The organism is Nocardia sp. NPDC019395, assembly GCF_040632335.1.
Lineage (GTDB): Bacteria > Actinomycetota > Actinomycetes > Mycobacteriales > Mycobacteriaceae > Nocardia.
Genome location: NZ_JBEYBT010000004.1, coordinates 350,490 through 367,940, shown reverse-complemented (window position 1 = coordinate 367,940; position 17,451 = coordinate 350,490). Strand labels below are relative to the sequence as shown.

Sequence of the window (17,451 nt, the reverse complement as noted above, 5' to 3'; positions counted from 1 at the left end):
ACTTCGCTGTTGATCTACTGAACTGCCCCATGACGACCACCTCGAGCAAGCCGAGCCAGCCCCGTCGCCGCGGCTGGATTCGGATTGATTGGTACGATTGTACCATTATTTGTCCAATAATGTTTGATAACAGTATGTTTCGGGCTCGCGGCGGCCATACCTGCTACTAGAGCTTCGGGGCGGGCGGGAAGACGACCGGCAGCGACGCCAGCGCGCGATGGAACGGACCCGGACGCCAGGTAAGCCGCTCCGCCGGGACCGCCAGCTGGAGTTCCGGCAGGGCGTCCAGCAACTGGTCGATCGCATCGGCCGCGATCAGCATCGCCGACGACTGCGCATGCATCGGACAGGAGTGTGGACCCGCGCCCCAGGCGAGATTCCAGCGGTTGTTGAGATAGTCACCGTTGTTGACCGCCGGATCATTATTACAGGCGGAAATGCTGATGAGCACCGGCTGATCCGGCGGCAGCCAGACATCGTCGATCAATACAGGCTGCCGAGGATAGCTCATGCAGTAATTCGCGAATGGCGGGTCCTTCACCAGGATTTCGTCCAGAGCCGCCCGGGCAGACGGCGGGAAACCTGATTCCGATATGCTGTATCGAGGGTCGGTCAGCATCAGCAGCAGCGCGTTACAAATGAGGTTCTGTGGCGGCTCGATGCCGGCGCCGTAAAGCGTGACCAGCTGGTGGATCAATTCCTCATCGGTGAGCCCGGTCTCATGCTGCAGCAGCCGGGTGGTGACGTCATCGCCGGGTTCGGCGCGCTTCGTCGCGATGAGCTCGAGCATTGTCTCGGCGACCATCGCATTGGCCTTTTCGGCATCGGCATCCGACGATTCGAATATCGCGGCCATCGCCTGCACCATTCGCGCACCGAGGTCGGGGGAACACCCCAGCATGCCGTTGAGCACGCCGAACATCAACGGCAGTGCGTACTGGCCGATTACATCGACCATCCCGTCCTCGCAGAACGAGTTGATGATCGGACGTGCGGTTTTCTCGACGATCACGCGCAGCGCATGCAGATCGACCCCGTCGAGCGCGGAGACGGTCGCCGAGCGATACCGGGTATGGGCCGCTCCGCTGGAACGCACGGCGTTCGGGCGCCACTCCACCATGGGCATGATCGGCGAGTCCGCGGGGGCGGTGGCCTGCCATACCCTGGGATCGGCCGGGAATCGTTCGGGCTCGTTGAGGATCTTGACCGCCGTGTGGTAGCCGAGAACGAGTGTCGCGGGGATGCCCGGCGCGATCTCGACAGGCGCTAGCGTCCCGTAACGCTGACGCATGCGCTTGTACGCCCCTTGGGGATCCGCCGCGAACTGCTCGCTCCAGAGTGGCTCGCGGGGGCCGTCGGAGGTGCTGGCCGGATGGATCGCGAGGTCGGGCGGGGCCTGCTGAGATTGCAACCGAAGATCTCCTTTGGATCTGACTTACTGCATATTCGATGGGGGTCGGCCGAGGAGGTCGCCGGCAGCGTTTCGAGCACTCGGTGGGCGCCTCCAGAGAGGCAGGGGGTGGCGCATGGCGCCTGCCACCGGGCGGTACTGCCGGTCGCGCCCACAGTCCGTGCCAGTATGGCAGCCTGGCTCCGCTTCCTCGGTGGGCGCGGGTACTCGCTGGATTCTGCAGCACGCGAACTCAGCAGTCGCCTGCATTTGCGGCGCCGTAACCGCAGGGTTGCCATGGACCGACCGAGACACGAATTGCATTGTGCCACACACGGGTAGTTCGGTCAGGGCGGTCGGTCGAATACGAATAACCTGGACCCACCAATGGTCTAGGCCACTTACCGGCAAGGCCCTCTCGGGCGCAATCTCGCCACCGGCTCCAATCCCCGGAATGCGGACGATTTCTCGTCGAACATCGAAATCTTCGGACTCCGAGTCGTCAATGACAGTAACCGATGAATCCATTTTGGTCTCTACCAATTTACGGCGAAGTTGCGGTCTATACCGATCGGTCAAGCTTTTATAAGTCGGCCGTACTTCCAACCCGGGCCGAGCGCTACCTCGGCATCGATAGAATCGCGGCCATGGGCTTCTCAGGGGGACGTGCTCCCGATGACAACCGGCTCGACGTGGGAATGCCGCTGTGACAGTGCTCATCGCCCCGGACAGTTTCAAGGGCACTTTCACCGCGGCGGAGGTCGCCGAGACCGTCGGGAAGGGCGTGGAAGAGGCCGGAGGCCGGGCGAACCGGCTTCCCGTCGCCGACGGTGGCGAGGGGACCCTGGATGTACTCATGGTACCGCTCGGTCTGCGCCTGGTGACCGTCGAGGCGCGCAACCCTTGGGGCACAGCCTGTTCCGCGAACTTCGGTATCGCGGACAACGGTATCGCCGTAGTCGAGATCGCCGCGGCCGGTGGGATCACCACACCGCACGACGGCCCACGGGACCCGGTCGCGGCCGATACCTACGGCACCGGCATGGTGATCGCGGCGGCGGTGCGGCGCGGCGCCCGGCGAATCGTGGTCGCGGCCGGGGGTTCGGCAACCACCGACGGTGGCGTCGGGGCCATCTCCGCCATCGCGGACGGTGGCGGACTGCGTGGGGCCGCGATCACCGTGCTCACCGACGTCACCACCCGATATCTCGACGCCGCCCGGGTTTTCGGACCGCAGAAGGGTGCCGATCCGGCCACCGTGGAGCTGCTCACGCGCCGCCTCGCCGAGACGGCGCGCCGCCTGCCGCGGGATCCTTCCGGTGTCGATGCCACCGGTGCGGCCGGCGGATTCTCCGGCGGCATGTGGGCACAGTACGGCGCCGAATTGCGGTCGGGCGCGGAGTATGTGCTGGATACCGCCGGATTCGATGCGGCGGCCGCGCGAGCGGACGCGGTCGTGGTCGGCGAGGGCCGTCTCGACGATCAGACCCGGGCCGGGAAGATCATCTCGGCGATTCTCGCTCGCTCGGGCGATACCCCGGTGTACGCGGTCGTGGGCTCGGTCGGCGCGGACCTCGGCGACTATCGTTCCCGGTTCGCCGAGGTGATCGTGGCCTCCGACGCCGCCGCCATGCATGCGGCCGGCCGGTATATCGGGGAACGGTATCGCTGACGGCCGGCGGTAGCCGCTACCGCCACCGGGCAGAACCGCGCCTCACCGTTCCGGCTGGATACCGGCGAGGCGCCGGCGAACTCAGTTGTCCGGATCGTGCTCCGGTGGGAAACCGCCGGTGGCGACTGGACCCCAGCGCTCGATCGTGATCCGGATCAGCGATTTGTTCTGCCGGGCCATCGCGGCCCGGTATTCGTCCCAGTCCGGATGTTCCCCGGCGATACCCCGGTAGTAGTCCACCAGGCCGTCGAGCGCTTCGGGCATATCGAGCACCTCGGCCCGCCCGTCGACCTGCACGTAGGCCTCGTTGAAATCGTCGGAGAGCACGCAGATCGAGGCCTGGGCGGCACGTCGGATATTGCGGGTCTTGGCGCGGCCGGGATAGGTCGAGACGACGATACGGCCCTGCGGATCGAGGCCGCAGGTCACCGGGGACATCTGCGGTGACCCGTCGGATCGGGTGGTGACGAGCACGCCGCGGTGGCGCGTCCGCAGGAACTCCAGCAGGGCTGCGCGGTCGACGGCGGTGGCACTGGCGATTCGTGGCATGAAGGCCTTTCGGTCCGTGTGCTGCGAAGAACTGCGACCGCAGCATAGCCAGCAACGGGCTGCCCCGCGGTTTACCGCCGGTGCGGCCGGGTAGGGCGCCCGTGACGGTATCGAACATCGTCGAACGAAGGAACGCCCGCACACCGGGCGTGAACGGGCAGAAGGAGGCCGTTATGAGCATTCAGCAGGAAACCGGCCAGTTCACCGGAACCAAGGACAAGGACTACAACCTCATCTGGTTCACCGAGGCATGCCTGAGCAACGCGCTGCGCATGGAGGTCTACAGCCGAGACGCCGAACGCGCCGGCGATTCCGAGATCGCCGAATTCTTCCGGCGCGCACAACACGAGAGCCAGAAGGGCGCCGAGCAGGCCAAGGCCCTGCTCGCTCAGCGACTGAGCTGACTTCGTGCGGCCCGGGGGCATGCCGCCGGACCCGATCCGGCCCGCTGGTTCAACCTCCGCGCAGCGGGTATTCGGGCCGAAACCCCTGGTCCCGAGCTCGACAGGAAGGATACGACCATGGTGGCCGGACACGAGCCGCAACGCAGTGACGAACCGTACGAGCACAGCTTCCCCGACGACACGCGGACGACCCGTTCGCACGCCGGGGAATCGATCGAAGACGCCCGGAACTGGCCGGGGATCATCCTGACGGCGCTCGGAATAGTGCTGGTGGCGCTCACCCTGACCGCCGCCGGTTACGGTTTCGAGGGCTGGGCGATCGTGGCCGGTATCTGCGGCGGCATATGTCTGGTGGCCGGTGTGGCGATCGTGGTGTTCGAGCACCGCCGGATCAAGACGGGAGAAGGCGCGACCCTGCGGGAGCCGCGTGGTCACTGACGACCGGGGTGATCTCGACCATTCGCGGGCGCCCGTACTCGAGGCCCTGCGCGATTACGGGCAGCTGGGCCGCTACGGATTCACCCCGCCCGGGCATCGGCAGGGGCGCGGTGTCGATGAACGCGTTCTGGAGGTGATCGGCCGGGACGCGTTCGGTGCCGATGTACTCGCTGCCCCGGGACTCGACGACCGCCTCTCGCAGGGCGGGTATCTGGCACGAGCGGAAGAACTCATGGCGGATGCGGTCGGCGCGGATCATGCGTTCTTCTCCACCTGCGGGAGTTCCCTGTCGGTCAAAGCCGCGATGATGGCCGTGGCCGGCGGGAGCGGGCAGGGGCTGCTCGTGGCCCGCGACAGTCATAAATCGATCGTGGCGGGATTGATCTTCTCGGGGGTGCTGCCGCGCTGGATAACACCACGCTGGGATACCGGACGCCATATCTCCCATCCCCCGTCACCCGAGCAGGTGCGGCGGGCCTGGGAGCAGTATCCCGACGCCGCCGGTGCCCTGATCGTGAGCCCCAGCCCCTACGGAACCTGCGCCGATATCGAAGGTATCGCCCGGGTATGCCATGAGCGGGGAAAACCGCTCATCGTGGATGAGGCGTGGGGGGCACATCTACCGTTCCACCCGGGCCTGCCGACCTGGGCGATGGATGTCGGCGCGGATGTCTGTGTGGTCAGCGTGCACAAGATGGGCGCCGGTTTCGAACAGGGATCGGTCTTTCATCTGCAGGGCGATCTCGTCGACCCGGTGCGGCTACGGCACTGCGCGGACCTGCTGATGACGACCAGCCCCAGCGTGCTCATGTACGCCGCGCTCGACGGTTGGCGCCGGCAGATGGTGCAGCGGGGGCACGATATGTTCGATTCCGCGCTACACACCGCCGCGCACGCCCGGGCCGAACTGAACCGTATCCACGGGATCCGGGTGATGGAGGAGGAACTGCTCGGGGTGGAGGCCTCGCACGACCTCGACCGGCTGCAAGTACTGATGGATATCTCGGCGACCGGAGTCACGGGGTACGACGCGGAGGCGTGGCTGCGCGAACATCGCCGGATCGACCTGGGGATGAGCGATCATCGCCGAATGCTCGCGACCCTCTCGCTCGCGGACGACGCCGAGACGGCCGGCACCTTGATCGCGGCCGTGCGCGACTGGCGGGCACAGGCACATCCCACGGCGGCGCCGCGGGAGATCCGGTTACCCGAGCCGGGCGAGTTGCAACTGGATACAGCGATGCTGCCGCGCGACGCGTTCTTCGGCCCCACCGAGATGGTGCCGATCGGCGAGGCCGCGGGCCGGATCGCGGCCGAACAGCTCACGCCCTATCCCCCCGGAATACCCGTCGTTGTTCCCGGCGAGCTCCTGGACCCGGGCGTGCTCGAGTATTTGCGCACCGGTCACGAGCACGGAATGAATGTGCCCGACGCGTCGGATCGCCGCCTGCGTTCGGTCCGAGTCGTCGCGGCCTGACGCCGTCAGGTTTCGATCAGGTCACGGCGAGGTACCCTACTCACCGGGACTGGTGGGCGCGGCGCGCTGTCGCCGGCACCCGCCCTATGCTCTCGCCGGCGATGCGCCGCGCCGGCACCCGGTCCGGACGCGGTGAGGCCGCGACAGTCCCGCCGCACCGGACAAATGGAGGTCTGACCCTGGATACGCTGTGGACCTTCGTCGTCGAGCGGCGGCATCAGCTTTTCGTGGATTCGTATCTGCATGTATCGGCCGTGGTGCAATCCCTGCTGATCGCCACGGTGGTGGCGGTGCTGATCGGTGTCCTCGTCTATCGCAGCCCGATCGGCTCCGCGGCCGCGACGGCCGCGGCCGGCACCATCCTCACCGTGCCGTCGTTCGCCCTGCTCGGCCTGCTCATCCCGATCTTCGGGCTGGGTGTCGTGCCGACGGTGACCGCGCTGGTGCTCTACGCGCTGCTGCCGATACTGCGCAATACCCTGGTCGGCCTGTCCGCCGTGGACAGCGCGGTCGTCGACGCCGCGCGCGGGGTCGGGATGAACCGGCTGCGGGTGCTCGCGTCGGTGGAGTTACCGCTGGCCTGGCCGGCGATCCTCACCGGAATGCGCGTCAGCACCCAGCTGATCATGGGCATCCTCGCGCTCGCCGCCTACGCCAAGGGCCCCGGACTGGGCAACCTGATCTTCTCCGGCCTGGCCCGGCTCGGCAGCCCGAACGCCGTACCGCAGGCGCTCACCGGCACGGTGCTCATCGTCGTACTCGCTCTGCTGCTCGACGGGATCTTCCTGCTCGTCGGCCGTTTCACCATCCCGAGGGGGATCCGTGACTGAATCCGATACCGCCACCGGGAACTCGGCGGTCTCCGGTGTCGAGATCGTGCTCGACACTGTCACCAAGCGCTACCCGGGACAGGAGCAGCCGGCCGTCGATTCGGTGTCGATGACGATTCCGGCCGGTGAGATCGTGGTCCTGGTGGGGCCGTCCGGCTGTGGGAAGACCACCACGATGCGGATGATCAACCGGCTCATCGAGCCCACCTCCGGCACGGTCACGATCGACGGACGCGATGCCGCCGGGATGGACCCGGACCGGTTGCGCCGCGGGATCGGGTACTCGATCCAGCAGGCCGGGTTGTTCCCGCATATGACGGTCGCGCGGAATATCGCCACCGTTCCCGGGCTCATCGGCTGGGACCGGAAGCGGATCGCCGCCCGCACCGACGAAATGCTGGAACTGGTGGGTCTGGATCCCGGTACCTACCGGGGGCGCTACCCGCGGCAACTGTCCGGCGGGCAACAGCAGCGAGTCGGGGTGGCGCGCGCGCTCGCCGCCGACCCGCCGGTGCTGCTGATGGACGAGCCGTTCGGCGCCGTCGATCCGATCACCCGCGGCCTGCTCCAGGACGAACTGCTGCGGCTGCAGGCCGACCTCGGCAAAACGATCGTGTTCGTCACCCACGACTTCAACGAGGCGGTGAAACTCGGCGACCGGATCGCGGTACTCGGTGATCACTCGCGCATCCTGCAGTACGACACTCCCGCCGCCATCCTGGCCGACCCGGCCGACGAGACAGTGGCCGGCTTCGTCGGAGCCGACGCCTCCCTCAAACAGCTGACGCTGACCCGTATCCGGGATGTCGAACTCGCCGGCTGCCCCACCGTCTCCGACGACGATTCGCTCGAAACCGCCCGCGCGGCGGTCGGAGACGGTCCGTGGGCACTGGTACTCGACGCCCGCCGCCGTCCGCTGCGCTGGATCTCCCCCGAGCACCTGGCGCACGCGACGTCGGTGCGGACAGCGGGGACCCCGCTGGGCGAAACCCTGTCCATGGCATCGACGCTGCAGGACGGGCTGGAAGCGCTGCTCACCGACCGCAACGCCACGGGCGTGGTCACCGGATCCCGCGGCGAATACGCCGGACTGATCACAATCGACACCCTGGTCGCCCACCTGTCCGCACTGCGCGCCGAACACGGCGGCGAACCGGTTCCGACGGACGCACCGGCATGACGGCCGCGACCACGCAGCCCGCCACCGAAACGGGCACACCGGCGGCGGTACGCCGCGGCGACGGCCTGCGGCTGTTCGTCCAACCCGTTCTCGTCCTGCTGCTCACCGTCGGCGTCCTGGTCTGGGCGCTGCGACGCGACCTCACCACCACCCAGCAGGCCAGCCTGAACGCGAGCAATATCGCCACCGTCACCTGGCAGCACGTGCTCATCACCGCCGCGGTGGTGCTGATCGTGGTCGTGGTCGCGGTCCCGCTGGGCACTCTGCTCACCCGGCCCGGGTACCGCAGGCTGGCGCCGTTCTTCGTCGGAATCGCGAATATCGGTGCTGCCGCGCCCGCGATCGGCCTCATCGTGCTGTTCTATCTCGTCACCCGGACCACGGGGTTCTGGATCGGCGTGGCGCCGATCGCGTTCTATTCGCTGCTGCCGGTGCTGCGCAACACCATTCTCGGTTACCAGCAGGTGGATCCGCTGCTCATCGACGCCGGTCGCGGCCAGGGAATGTCCACGGCGACGGTGCTGCGGCGGATCGAATTCCCGTTGGCCGTGCCCTACATCCTGGCCGGGCTGCGCACCTCGCTCGTCCTGGCCGTGGGCACCGCCACCCTGTCGTTCCTGGTCAGCGCGGGTGGTCTCGGAATTCTCATCGATACGGGATACAAGTTGCGCGATAACGTCACCCTGGTCGTCGGCGCGGTTCTGGCGGTGGCACTGGCACTGCTGGTGGATTGGCTGGGCGCGGTCGCCGAACGCCTGCTCGGACCCCGGGGGCTGGTATGAGTATGCGGCGTCCCGTCCGGGGAGTCGGCTTGCGTCGAATACGGGTGCTCGGCCCGCTGCTGCTCGCGGGTGTACTGCTGCTGGCGGGCTGCGGTCTGCAATCCGGTGGTGCGGTACCGCTGCGGGTGGGTCCCGGCAGTATCCGCCCGGTGCCGGCGTTGCAGGGCGTACCCATCACGGTCGGGTCCAAGGATTTCACCGAACAGCAGATACTCGGCTTCATCATCGAATTCGCGATGGTCGCCGCCGGTGCCGAAGTGCGGGATCTGACCAATATCCAGGGCTCGAACAGTCTGCGTGACGCCCAGCTCAACGGTCAGATCGATATCGCCTACGACTACACCGGTACCGGCTGGGTCAACTACCTCGGCAACGAGAAACCGGTGCCGGACGAACAGGGCCAGTTCGAGGCGGTCCGCGATGCCGACCGCGCCGACCACGGTATGACGTGGGAGGCGATGGCCCCGATGAACAACACCTATGCCATCGCCGTGGCCCGGCGCACCGCCGAACGGACCGGTGTCCGGTCGCTGTCGGATTATGCCGAGCTGGTCGCAAAGGATCCGGCCGCGGCGGCGACCTGCGTCGGCACCGAGTTCAATGTGCGCCAGGACGGATATCCCGGAATGGCACGCGCCTACGGTATCGACGAGAGCCGGGTTCCCAAACGCATCGTGCAGGACGCCGTGGTCTTCCAGGCGACGGCAGACGCCGATCAGTGCTCGTTCGGTTCGGTGGCGGCCACCGACGGCCGGATCCCGGCACTCGACCTGGTGCTGCTGGACGACGATCGCACTTTCTTCCCGAAGTACAATGCTGCGCTGGTGATGAATGCGGCGTTCGCCGACGAGCACCCGGAGATCGTGGCGACCATGGCGCCCATCTCCCGGCTGCTGACCAACGAGTCGATCACGGAACTGAACCGGCAGGTGGATGTCGAGGGCCGCGAACCCGCGGACGTCGCGCGGGACTGGATGGTCGCGAACGGGTTCGTCACCGCGGAGTGAACAACGGGACGAGGAGGCGGCGGATTGGTTGACCCGGACGGCCCGAAGATCCCGTCTCCCGCACCGGCCAGATCGGTGTTGTTCGGATTACCGCCCGCGGGCCGCCGGCTTCCCGGCGCGACCCGGGCCGCCGTCGCCTTCGGCGCGCCCGCGCTGCTCGCGGTTGCACTCGGGCACGAACAACAGGGCCTAATGGCCGCGACCGGCGCACTGGCGGTGATCTTCGGCGAAGGCCAGGTCTACCGGCGCCGCTGGCGGGTGATCAGCGCGGCCGCGCTGTCGCTGGCCGCCGCGGCGTTCGCCGGTGGTTTCACCGGTGAGCTGATCCAAGCGCGGCTCGCCGCGGGCGGATCGCACTGGTGGCAATTGATACTGGTCGTGCTGATGTCGGCGGTCGCGGTGGCCGGCACCTTCGTCAATTCGGCATTGCGCCTGGGGCCGCCGGGCGGGTTCTTCTTCGTTCTCGCCGCCGGGGTCGGCGCGCTGATCACGGGCCACGGGGTGCCACCAGTTCAAGTAGGCCTGTGGACACTCATCGGCGGGGTCAGTGCACTGATCGTCGGAATGTCGGCGGCACTCACCCGCGCCCACGCACCCGAACAGCGGGCGGTGGCCGCGGCGGTCGCCGCGGTCCGCGATTTCGCCGGCCTCGACCGCGGCGCGGGCGATCGCACCGACGCCCGCTACGCGACCGCGATGAAAGTACAGACGGCGTGGGCGCTGCTCGACGATGCCCGGCGACCGGGGTCCGGCGCGGACGAGCTGGTGGACACCCTTGCCGGTGCCCAGCGAGACTTCGCCGAGGCGCTGAACCGGACCGGTAGCGACGACGACGAATCGGATCTGCTGTTCGACACCGGCCGTCCCGCCCCGACACCGCGCCCGTCGCTGCGGTACCGGATGCTGCGGTCGCTGTCGCCGGACAGCCACGCCGCGGTCTCGGCGGTCCGGATCGGGATCGCCGGGCTGCTGGCCGGTGGCGTCACCGTCGCGCTGGAGCTGGGACGCCCCGACTGGGCGGTGCTGACCGTGACGGTGCTGCTGCACCAGGGCCCGGACCGGATACGCGGTACCTATCGGGGCGTGCACCGGATCGGCGGTACCGCGCTGGGATTGGTGTTGTTCACCGGTCTCTACGCCCTGGAGCCGCGGGGCTGGGCCCTGGTGCTGGTGCTGATGGCGTTGCAGTTCGCGATCGAGATATTCGTCGCGCGCAACTACGGGCTGGCGGTCGTGTTCATCACGCCGCTGGCGCTGCTGATGGGTGGCGGCGGACAGTACGGCAATGTACTGCCCGTCGTCCGGGACCGGCTGATCGAGAGCGTGATCGGTGTGCTGATCGGTCTGGCGGCACTGTGGTCGATCGACCGCCGAGCGCACCGGCGGGTGCTGTTGCGCAACGACCAGCGAGTTGTCGAAGCGATCGATCGGATACTGCCGTCGATGGCACTGCTCCCGCACGAGCGTGCGGCGTTACCCGGTGCGCGGCGGGAACTGGAATTCGAACTGATGGGTTCGACCCTCAGCGCGATCGACGCCGCACACAACGAACCCGGCTGGGCCCAGGCGCACTGGACCCGGCATCGGCGTATCCGCCGGCTGGGTCACCGTGTGCTCGCCACCCACGTGTCGGCGGATGCCCCGGCCGACCCCGCCCAACTCGCCGGATGGTCCCGCAGCCTCGCGGAACTGGCGTAACCGGCGACCGAGCCGCGGCGTTCAGGGAACGATCGGCTGTCGCAGGATCGCATCGAGTTCGGCACGGTCGCCGTCGACTGTCAGCCCGGCCTCGTCCGGGGTCATCCGGCCCCACAGCAGCAGTGCCAGTCCCTCGGCGGAACCCGAGACACGCAGCGGCACGTCGTCGATTTCGCTTCCCACCCCACCGAGCACCCATCCGGGAGCGGTTTCGAGATCCGTTACCACCAGCGCGAGCGGGGTGCGCAGCGGCTCCATTCTCCCGGTGCCCACCTGGCGCGGATAGAAGACGGTCACCACCTCGTCCACCGTATCGGCCCATACTTCCGGTACCGCCCGCATGAGGCCGAAGGCCGCCTTGCCCGCGATCGCCGCGCGCAGGTCGTGTCCGTGGACGAGGGTTTCGTGCACCTGCCGGCGATGCCAGAACGAGACCGTCCCGGGGCCCATCGGTTCCGGGTGCGCCAGAATTCGTGCGGTCGCCGTGGGATCCAGTTCGGCCAGGGTTTCCCGTAATTCGGTCGCGTAGGTGGCGTAGTGATCGGCGAGGTCGAACGGGCCCTTCCCGAGACGCGTCGCCTTCTCCGCACGCGCGTTGGCGGCGGCCCAGTGGTGCGTGAATGCGAGATGCTCGACGAGCTCGCGGACAGTCCATACGCCGCAGCCCGGGATGGTGGCCGCCGGGTCGGCGTCGGGAATGGAGGCGAGGAACTCCCCCTGGTACTCGGCGAGGAGAAGCGGAAAGTCCAGGCCGGTGTGCGCGCTCATGACGCAAAACTACCGCCGATCGTCACCCGCGGCACCCATCGATCGGCGCCGGGTGGCATACCTCTCCCCCGCACCGTCGCACCGGCTCCGGCGCGGAACACCTGTCTCGGGTCGCCCGCCTGTACGCCCCGATACGCCTCCGGCGCGGTCCGATAGCCTGCATACATGCTCGCCGACAGTCCGCCGCAGCGGCCATTCAGCAGTATCCGCTGGACAGCGGCACAGCGGCGGACCATGACGGCCGCCCTCGACCTCATCGGGGTGCACGGGGTGAGCGGGACATCCCTGCAGATGATCGCCGACGCGGTGGGGGTCACCAAGGCGGCGGTGTACTACCAGTTCAAGACAAAGGAGGAGATCGTCATCGCGGTCACCGCCCACGAACTGGCCATCCTGGAGGACGCGCTGATCGCCGCCGAGGCGGAACCGGATCTGCCCCGGGCCCGCAAGGTGCTGCTGGACAGCGTTATCGATCTCGCCGTGACCCGGCGGCGCTGGGTGAGCACCTTGACCGGCGATCCGGTGATCGTCCGTATCCTGGCCGAGCACGAGCCGTTCCGGCTGTTCATGAACCGGCTGTACTCGGTTCTGCTCGACGAACGGCACAACGACGATACGCTGACTCGAGTCTCGGCGGCCGTGCTGTCGGCGGCGATCGGCGGCGCCGTGGTCAACCCCCTGGTCACCGATCTCGATGACGAAACCCTGCGCGCGACCCTGATCCAGCTGACCCAGCGAATGCTCGACCTGCCGGACTGAACGCGCCGCGGGCTCACCAGAGATAGATGCCCAGCACCGCGCCCCACAGCACGACGAGCCACGCGTCGGTAGCGATCCGCAGCCAGTGCGGCGCGGTGCGCGCTTCCATGAAGTACCGGATGATCAGCCGCCCTTTGACGGCACCCAGCGCGACGACCAGCACCGTGATCGATGTGCTCGGGGATACCGGCGCTTCGCCGTGCCCCGGCGCCAGCGCCCAGGACAGCAGGGTTATCGCGGACAGCAGGAGCCATACCGCGGTGGTCGCCTGCACGGGAGCGGTTCGGATCACTGCGTTCACCTCAGAACATAGAGAAGGGCGAAGATGACGATCCAGAGCAAATCGACCATATGCCAATAAATCGCACCGGATTCGGCAACCGCGATACGCCGCCGGCGGGGATCACGCAGCTCCCGGACCACTATCCCCAGAATCAGCAGCCCCAGGGCGACGTGGGACAGGTGAATACCGGTCAGCATGTAGTAGAAGGTGAAGAACTCGCCGGAATTCAGGGTGTGGCCCGCGCCCGCCCCGGCCGACCATTCGTAGGCTTTGACGCCGATGAACAGCACACCCAGCGCGGCACCGGAATATATGAGACGCAGCGCTCGGTCGTATGAGCCCGCCCGCATCGCGTGCACGCCGCGCGCGACGAACCACGAGCTGGTCAGCAGGATCAGGGTATTCGCCGTTCCGAGGTCCAGGTTCAGATGCTGTTGCGCGGCCAGGAATTCCCGCGGCGCCATCGCGCGATGCACCATGAAGATCACGAAATACGCGCCGAAGATCAGCAGATCACCGAGCACCATCACCCACATATGACCGTCGCCGGGCAGCGGAAGGCGGGCGGCGACCGGCGGACGCGGTTCGCCCGTTTCCTCGGAGGTGGTGGTGAGGGACCGGTCGGTGTCGGTCATCGCGAACCCCTCTCGCAGGGATGTGATCTCGGTTCGCCCGGCCGGGTCATGGCAGTGGTGGTTCGTCGGCGGGCTGCAGCTGCCCGGCTTTCCGTAGGAAGGTGATGACACACATCAGCCAGAATCCGAAAACGACCGTGCCCATCCAGAAAGATATCGACCCGTTCCAGGCGAAGGGCCCGGCCGTGGAAATGAATACGGGTGTGGCGAGGATTTCGGTGACGATCTGCCAGATCGTCACGTAGCCGAGCCATTTCGGGAATATCTCGTTGCGGTCGTAGAAAATCGACAGCGCGAATCCGAAGTACGCGGTCGTGAAACAGCCGAGTGAGCCCACATACGAGAGCAGGCCGAGATCGTAGAGCAGGGCCAATATTTCGGGGTCTCGGCCGGGGCGGTACACCGCGACCAAGAAGCAGAACGCTACGAGCAGGCAGCCGGGTAGCGCACCGACGGCCATACCGCCCATATATATGTAGGCACCTACCGAACCCACCGACATCCGCTTCATGTGATAGACGACTATGCCGTTGGATACGCCCGCGCCGCCGACGATCAACAGGAGTATCGCGAAACCGATCTGAATGGTGACGGTGTGGGCATCGAAGAAATTCGCGATCTGTTCGGGGCCGGTATCGGGCCGGGGTGGCGGCATCACCCGGGCGAGCAGCACGAAGATGAGCCCGAAAGCAGTGTAGAAGGCCGGCACAATCGCGAAGCAGAGCCAGACATCCTTTTTCCCAGCAGGTTTCGCGGGCCGCTGCGCGTCCTGGCCTGCCGCCCTGTCGAATACGGGTTGCAGAACTCTCATCGCGCCGCGCCCGATTCTCCGGCCTGGCGCCGCAGGGTGTTTCGCAGGACGAAGAACATCACCACGGTGAATACGGCGAACGCGCCGTTTCGCAGCCAGAACGAGATGATGCCGTCCCAGGCCAGAGGCCCGCTGGTGACCACCGCGGCGGCGGTGGCGGGGGCCATCGCCAGCGCTGTACAGACGGCGAAATGGGCTACCCAGCGTGGGACCACCGGACGCGGCCCGCGGTCGAAGTAGACGGCCGCGGCCAGCAGCAGGTTCTGGGCGACCAGAATGCCCACCGGCGCGATGAATACGATCCAGGCCATATCGTTGAGCAGCAGGATCAGTTCGGGGTCGCGTCCGGGCCGGAAGGCCGCGACCAGATAGAAGATATCGGCGAGGGCGAAAATCGTCGCACCGCTCACCGTCGCGGTCAGATAGCAGTACGCGAAGACATGGCTCTGCGTGGCCATCCGTTTCAACTGCGCGACGATCACCATGAAGAACGGGATCAGCATGATTCCACAGAGATTGAACGTGATCATGCTGAATCGGATCAGCGCCTGATTATCGGCATAGAAGGCAGCGACTTGTTCCGCCGGCATTTCGGGGGACATCGGTGGAAAGAATCCCGGAAATGCCACGAAGGCGATCAGCAGGATCACACCCGCTGCCGGCCCGGTCCATACACTGATCGACTGGATCTCCAGATCTGCGGCGGAACCGGTTTCCTCCGCCTCGGCAGGAATCTGCATCGCACCTCGATTCACTCCGGATCGGCCCCGGGCGTACTCCCGAATGCGTCGCTCCGGGCATCACCCCGTCGACCTAGCCGATCGGCTAGGTCGACTGTAAACCGATCATCAGAAATTGTCGATGCCCGTTTGCCGACTTCCGCTGCGAGACAGGCCGCTACCACACAGCACGCCGTTCTGTACCCCGCTTTCGCACAGATCAACTTTTTCTAGCCGATCGGCTAGCACGGGGTATCCGAATCCGTTAGCCTGCCTCCAGCGCCGCTGAGCACAGGCTGATTCACCCAGCGGACGGGCGGAGGTTTCGTGAGCATCGGACCAATCCTCGATAACAACAAGACGCCGGCAGCCGACCAGATATCCGCTTGGTTCCGCGGCTACCTGCAACGCCATCCGGTAGCCGCGCTGGAAACCCTCGGACGCCAAGTTCTCATGGGCCGGCTCGCATTGCGCTACCTGTTCGCCGATCTGGTCACCGGCCGGTTTCCCGTGGGCGAGTTCGTCCACCAAGCGGCCTTCATGGTTCGCACCTCCTGGCTACCCACCGTCGCGGTCGCACTTCCCATCAGCGCGACGCTATCGATCCAATTCGGGCTGCTGGCCGGTCAAGTCGGGGCGACCTCGCTGGCCGGCGCCGCGAGCGGTCTGGCGGTGATCCGGCAATCGGCGCCCATGGTCACCGCGATCCTGCTCGCCGCGGCTGTCGGTTCGGCGATCTGCGCGGATCTCGGCGCGCGCACCATCCGCGACGAGATCGACGCCATGGAAGTCATGGGCGTCTCGGCGCTGCGCCGGCTGGTGGTGCCACGGCTCGCCGCCGGGATCGTCGTCGCCACGGCATTGACCGGTTTGAGCTGTTTCATCGGATTCCTGGCCGGCTACCTGTTCAACGTCTATGTACAGGACGGAACTCCGGGCAGTTTCATGGCGACCTTCTCCTCGTTCGCCACCGCGAGCGATCTGTACCTGGCCATGGTCAAGGCCGTCGTGTTCGGGGTGATCGTGACGGTGATCGCCTGCGAGAAGGGTTTGAGCAGTAAAGGCGGTCCGGGCGGCGTGGCCGACGCCGTGAACGCCACGGTGGTCGCCTCCATCATGTTCCTGATGGTCGTGAACGTCGGGTTCACCGAGATGTACACGATCCTGTTCCCCAGGACGACGCTGTAATGGCCGCGACCTACCAGTTTCCGGGAACCGCGCTACCGCTCGCGGCGATCCGGGCGTGCGGCCGCACGTTCCTCGAGCTCGGCCATATGATCACCTTCTTCGTCCGGGCGGTCCTCTCGATACCGGCGGCGCTGCGCCACTACAACCGCGAATCGATGCGAATCCTCTCGGATGTCACCTGGGGCAACGGATCATTGGTCGTGGGCGGCGGAACCGCCGGGGTCATCATCGTGCTGGGTGCCGCCGCGGGCGCGATCGTCGGTATCGAGGGCTACAGCGCGTTGAAGCTGCTCGGAATGGAACCCGCGACAGGGATGATCGCCGCGACCGCGGCCACCCGCGAACTGGCGCCCATCATGGCCTCCATCGCCTTCGCCGCCCAGGCCGGCTGCCGGTTCACCGCCCAGCTCGGTGCGATGCGGATCGGCGAGGAGATCGACGCACTGCACGCCGTCGCGATCCGGCCGATCCCGTATCTGGTGTCCACCCGGCTGCTGGCGGCGATGATCGCAGTGGTCCCGCTCTATCTGGCCGCGCTCGCCGCCGACTATCTGGCGGTGGAGTTCTTCGTGTGGATCGCCGGCGGAGAATCGTTCGGCACCTACGAGCACTATTTCGACCTGGTACTCGGCGGCACCGATGTACTGTACTCGCTGCTCAAAGCACTGATCTTCGTCATGATCACCACGACGGTGCAGTGCTACTACGGCTATTACGCCGCGGGCGGGCCGCAGGGCGTCGGGGTCGCGGCCGGGCGCGCGATGCGGGCGAGTATCACCGTGATGATCTCGGTGAATCTGCTGATGACCCTGGCGCTGTGGGGTTTCGACGCCGGATCGCGGCTGAGCGGATAGGGGGTAG

At 66.9% G+C, this 17,451-nt stretch carries 19 protein-coding genes; 12 read left to right on the top strand and 7 right to left on the bottom strand.

Translation table 11 applies throughout. The annotated features are described in order from the left end of the window. Positions 1-166 precede the first annotated feature (166 nt). A complete protein-coding gene (locus tag ABZ827_RS15155) occupies positions 167-1,411 on the bottom strand; it encodes a cytochrome P450 (protein WP_357237274.1) in 1,245 nt (414 codons plus the stop codon). Between the two features lie 685 nt (positions 1,412-2,096). On the opposite strand from ABZ827_RS15155, the gene ABZ827_RS15150 reads away from it, so the two are divergent. Beyond that, positions 2,097-3,062: a glycerate kinase gene (locus tag ABZ827_RS15150; RefSeq protein ID WP_357237272.1), complete on the top strand. Its 966-nt coding sequence runs from the start codon at positions 2,097-2,099 to the stop codon at positions 3,060-3,062. An 81-nt stretch (positions 3,063-3,143) separates the two neighbouring features. Here the strand turns inward: ABZ827_RS15150 and ABZ827_RS15145 are convergent, their stop codons facing one another. After that, positions 3,144-3,611: a PPOX class F420-dependent oxidoreductase gene (locus ABZ827_RS15145; protein WP_357237270.1), complete on the bottom strand. Its 468-nt coding sequence runs from the start codon at positions 3,609-3,611 to the stop codon at positions 3,144-3,146. 173 nt (positions 3,612-3,784) lie between these two features. Between ABZ827_RS15145 and ABZ827_RS15140 the strand changes: the two genes are divergently transcribed. The 8 genes from ABZ827_RS15140 to ABZ827_RS15105 all read left to right on the top strand — a co-directional run bounded on the left by ABZ827_RS15140 (position 3,785) and on the right by ABZ827_RS15105 (position 11,427). Continuing rightward, on the top strand, positions 3,785-4,015 hold the full coding sequence (locus ABZ827_RS15140; protein ID WP_357237268.1) for a hypothetical protein: 231 nt from the start codon (positions 3,785-3,787) through the stop codon (positions 4,013-4,015). 117 nt (positions 4,016-4,132) lie between these two features. Then, entirely contained in the window at positions 4,133-4,453 is a 321-nt protein-coding gene (locus tag ABZ827_RS15135; protein WP_357237267.1) for a hypothetical protein, read from the top strand. Beyond that, on the top strand, positions 4,443-5,930 hold the full coding sequence (locus ABZ827_RS15130; RefSeq protein ID WP_357237265.1) for an ornithine decarboxylase: 1,488 nt from the start codon (positions 4,443-4,445) through the stop codon (positions 5,928-5,930). The genes ABZ827_RS15135 and ABZ827_RS15130 overlap by 11 nt, the downstream gene beginning before the upstream one ends. A gap of 179 nt (positions 5,931-6,109) precedes the next feature. Next, on the top strand, positions 6,110-6,760 hold the full coding sequence (locus ABZ827_RS15125; protein ID WP_357237438.1) for an ABC transporter permease: 651 nt from the start codon (positions 6,110-6,112) through the stop codon (positions 6,758-6,760). Then, a complete protein-coding gene (locus tag ABZ827_RS15120; protein WP_357237263.1) occupies positions 6,753-7,940 on the top strand; it encodes an ATP-binding cassette domain-containing protein in 1,188 nt (395 codons plus the stop codon). Before ABZ827_RS15125 ends, ABZ827_RS15120 begins: the two co-directional genes overlap by 8 nt. Beyond that, positions 7,937-8,722, top strand: a complete 786-nt coding sequence (locus ABZ827_RS15115) for an ABC transporter permease (RefSeq protein WP_357237261.1) — start codon at positions 7,937-7,939, stop codon at positions 8,720-8,722. Before ABZ827_RS15120 ends, ABZ827_RS15115 begins: the two co-directional genes overlap by 4 nt. Before the next feature lie 29 nt (positions 8,723-8,751). Next, positions 8,752-9,729, top strand: coding sequence for a glycine betaine ABC transporter substrate-binding protein (locus ABZ827_RS15110; protein WP_357237259.1), 978 nt, complete (start codon positions 8,752-8,754; stop codon positions 9,727-9,729). A 24-nt stretch (positions 9,730-9,753) separates the two neighbouring features. Then, positions 9,754-11,427, top strand: coding sequence for an FUSC family protein (locus tag ABZ827_RS15105; protein ID WP_357237257.1), 1,674 nt, complete (start codon positions 9,754-9,756; stop codon positions 11,425-11,427). Between the two features lie 21 nt (positions 11,428-11,448). Here ABZ827_RS15105 and ABZ827_RS15100 read toward each other — a convergent pair whose 3' ends face one another. Next, positions 11,449-12,195 (bottom strand): maleylpyruvate isomerase family mycothiol-dependent enzyme, encoded by a 747-nt coding sequence (locus tag ABZ827_RS15100; RefSeq protein WP_357237255.1) that lies wholly within the window; start codon positions 12,193-12,195, stop codon positions 11,449-11,451. Between the two features lie 165 nt (positions 12,196-12,360). Between ABZ827_RS15100 and ABZ827_RS15095 the strand changes: the two genes are divergently transcribed. After that, entirely contained in the window at positions 12,361-12,954 is a 594-nt protein-coding gene (locus tag ABZ827_RS15095; RefSeq protein ID WP_357237253.1) for a TetR/AcrR family transcriptional regulator, read from the top strand. A 13-nt stretch (positions 12,955-12,967) separates the two neighbouring features. Here ABZ827_RS15095 and ABZ827_RS15090 read toward each other — a convergent pair whose 3' ends face one another. From ABZ827_RS15090 to ABZ827_RS15075, 4 genes are read right to left on the bottom strand one after another with little or no spacing between them, the layout of a single operon-like run. Further along, positions 12,968-13,246, bottom strand: a complete 279-nt coding sequence (locus ABZ827_RS15090) for a cytochrome C oxidase subunit IV family protein (RefSeq protein WP_357237251.1) — start codon at positions 13,244-13,246, stop codon at positions 12,968-12,970. A 5-nt stretch (positions 13,247-13,251) separates the two neighbouring features. After that, positions 13,252-13,872, bottom strand: coding sequence for a cytochrome c oxidase subunit 3 (locus ABZ827_RS15085; protein WP_357237249.1), 621 nt, complete (start codon positions 13,870-13,872; stop codon positions 13,252-13,254). A gap of 46 nt (positions 13,873-13,918) precedes the next feature. Then, complete coding sequence (locus ABZ827_RS15080; RefSeq protein ID WP_357237247.1) at positions 13,919-14,683, bottom strand: hypothetical protein; 765 nt, start codon at positions 14,681-14,683, stop codon at positions 13,919-13,921. Then, positions 14,680-15,423, bottom strand: coding sequence for a hypothetical protein (locus ABZ827_RS15075; RefSeq protein ID WP_357237246.1), 744 nt, complete (start codon positions 15,421-15,423; stop codon positions 14,680-14,682). The genes ABZ827_RS15080 and ABZ827_RS15075 overlap by 4 nt, the downstream gene beginning before the upstream one ends. Before the next feature lie 306 nt (positions 15,424-15,729). On the opposite strand from ABZ827_RS15075, the gene ABZ827_RS15070 reads away from it, so the two are divergent. Together ABZ827_RS15070 and ABZ827_RS15065 are read left to right on the top strand one after the other, a co-directional pair. Further along, positions 15,730-16,590: an ABC transporter permease gene (locus ABZ827_RS15070; protein ID WP_357237244.1), complete on the top strand. Its 861-nt coding sequence runs from the start codon at positions 15,730-15,732 to the stop codon at positions 16,588-16,590. Beyond that, complete coding sequence (locus tag ABZ827_RS15065) at positions 16,590-17,444, top strand: ABC transporter permease (protein WP_357237242.1); 855 nt, start codon at positions 16,590-16,592, stop codon at positions 17,442-17,444. Before ABZ827_RS15070 ends, ABZ827_RS15065 begins: the two co-directional genes overlap by 1 nt. Positions 17,445-17,451 lie beyond the last annotated feature (7 nt).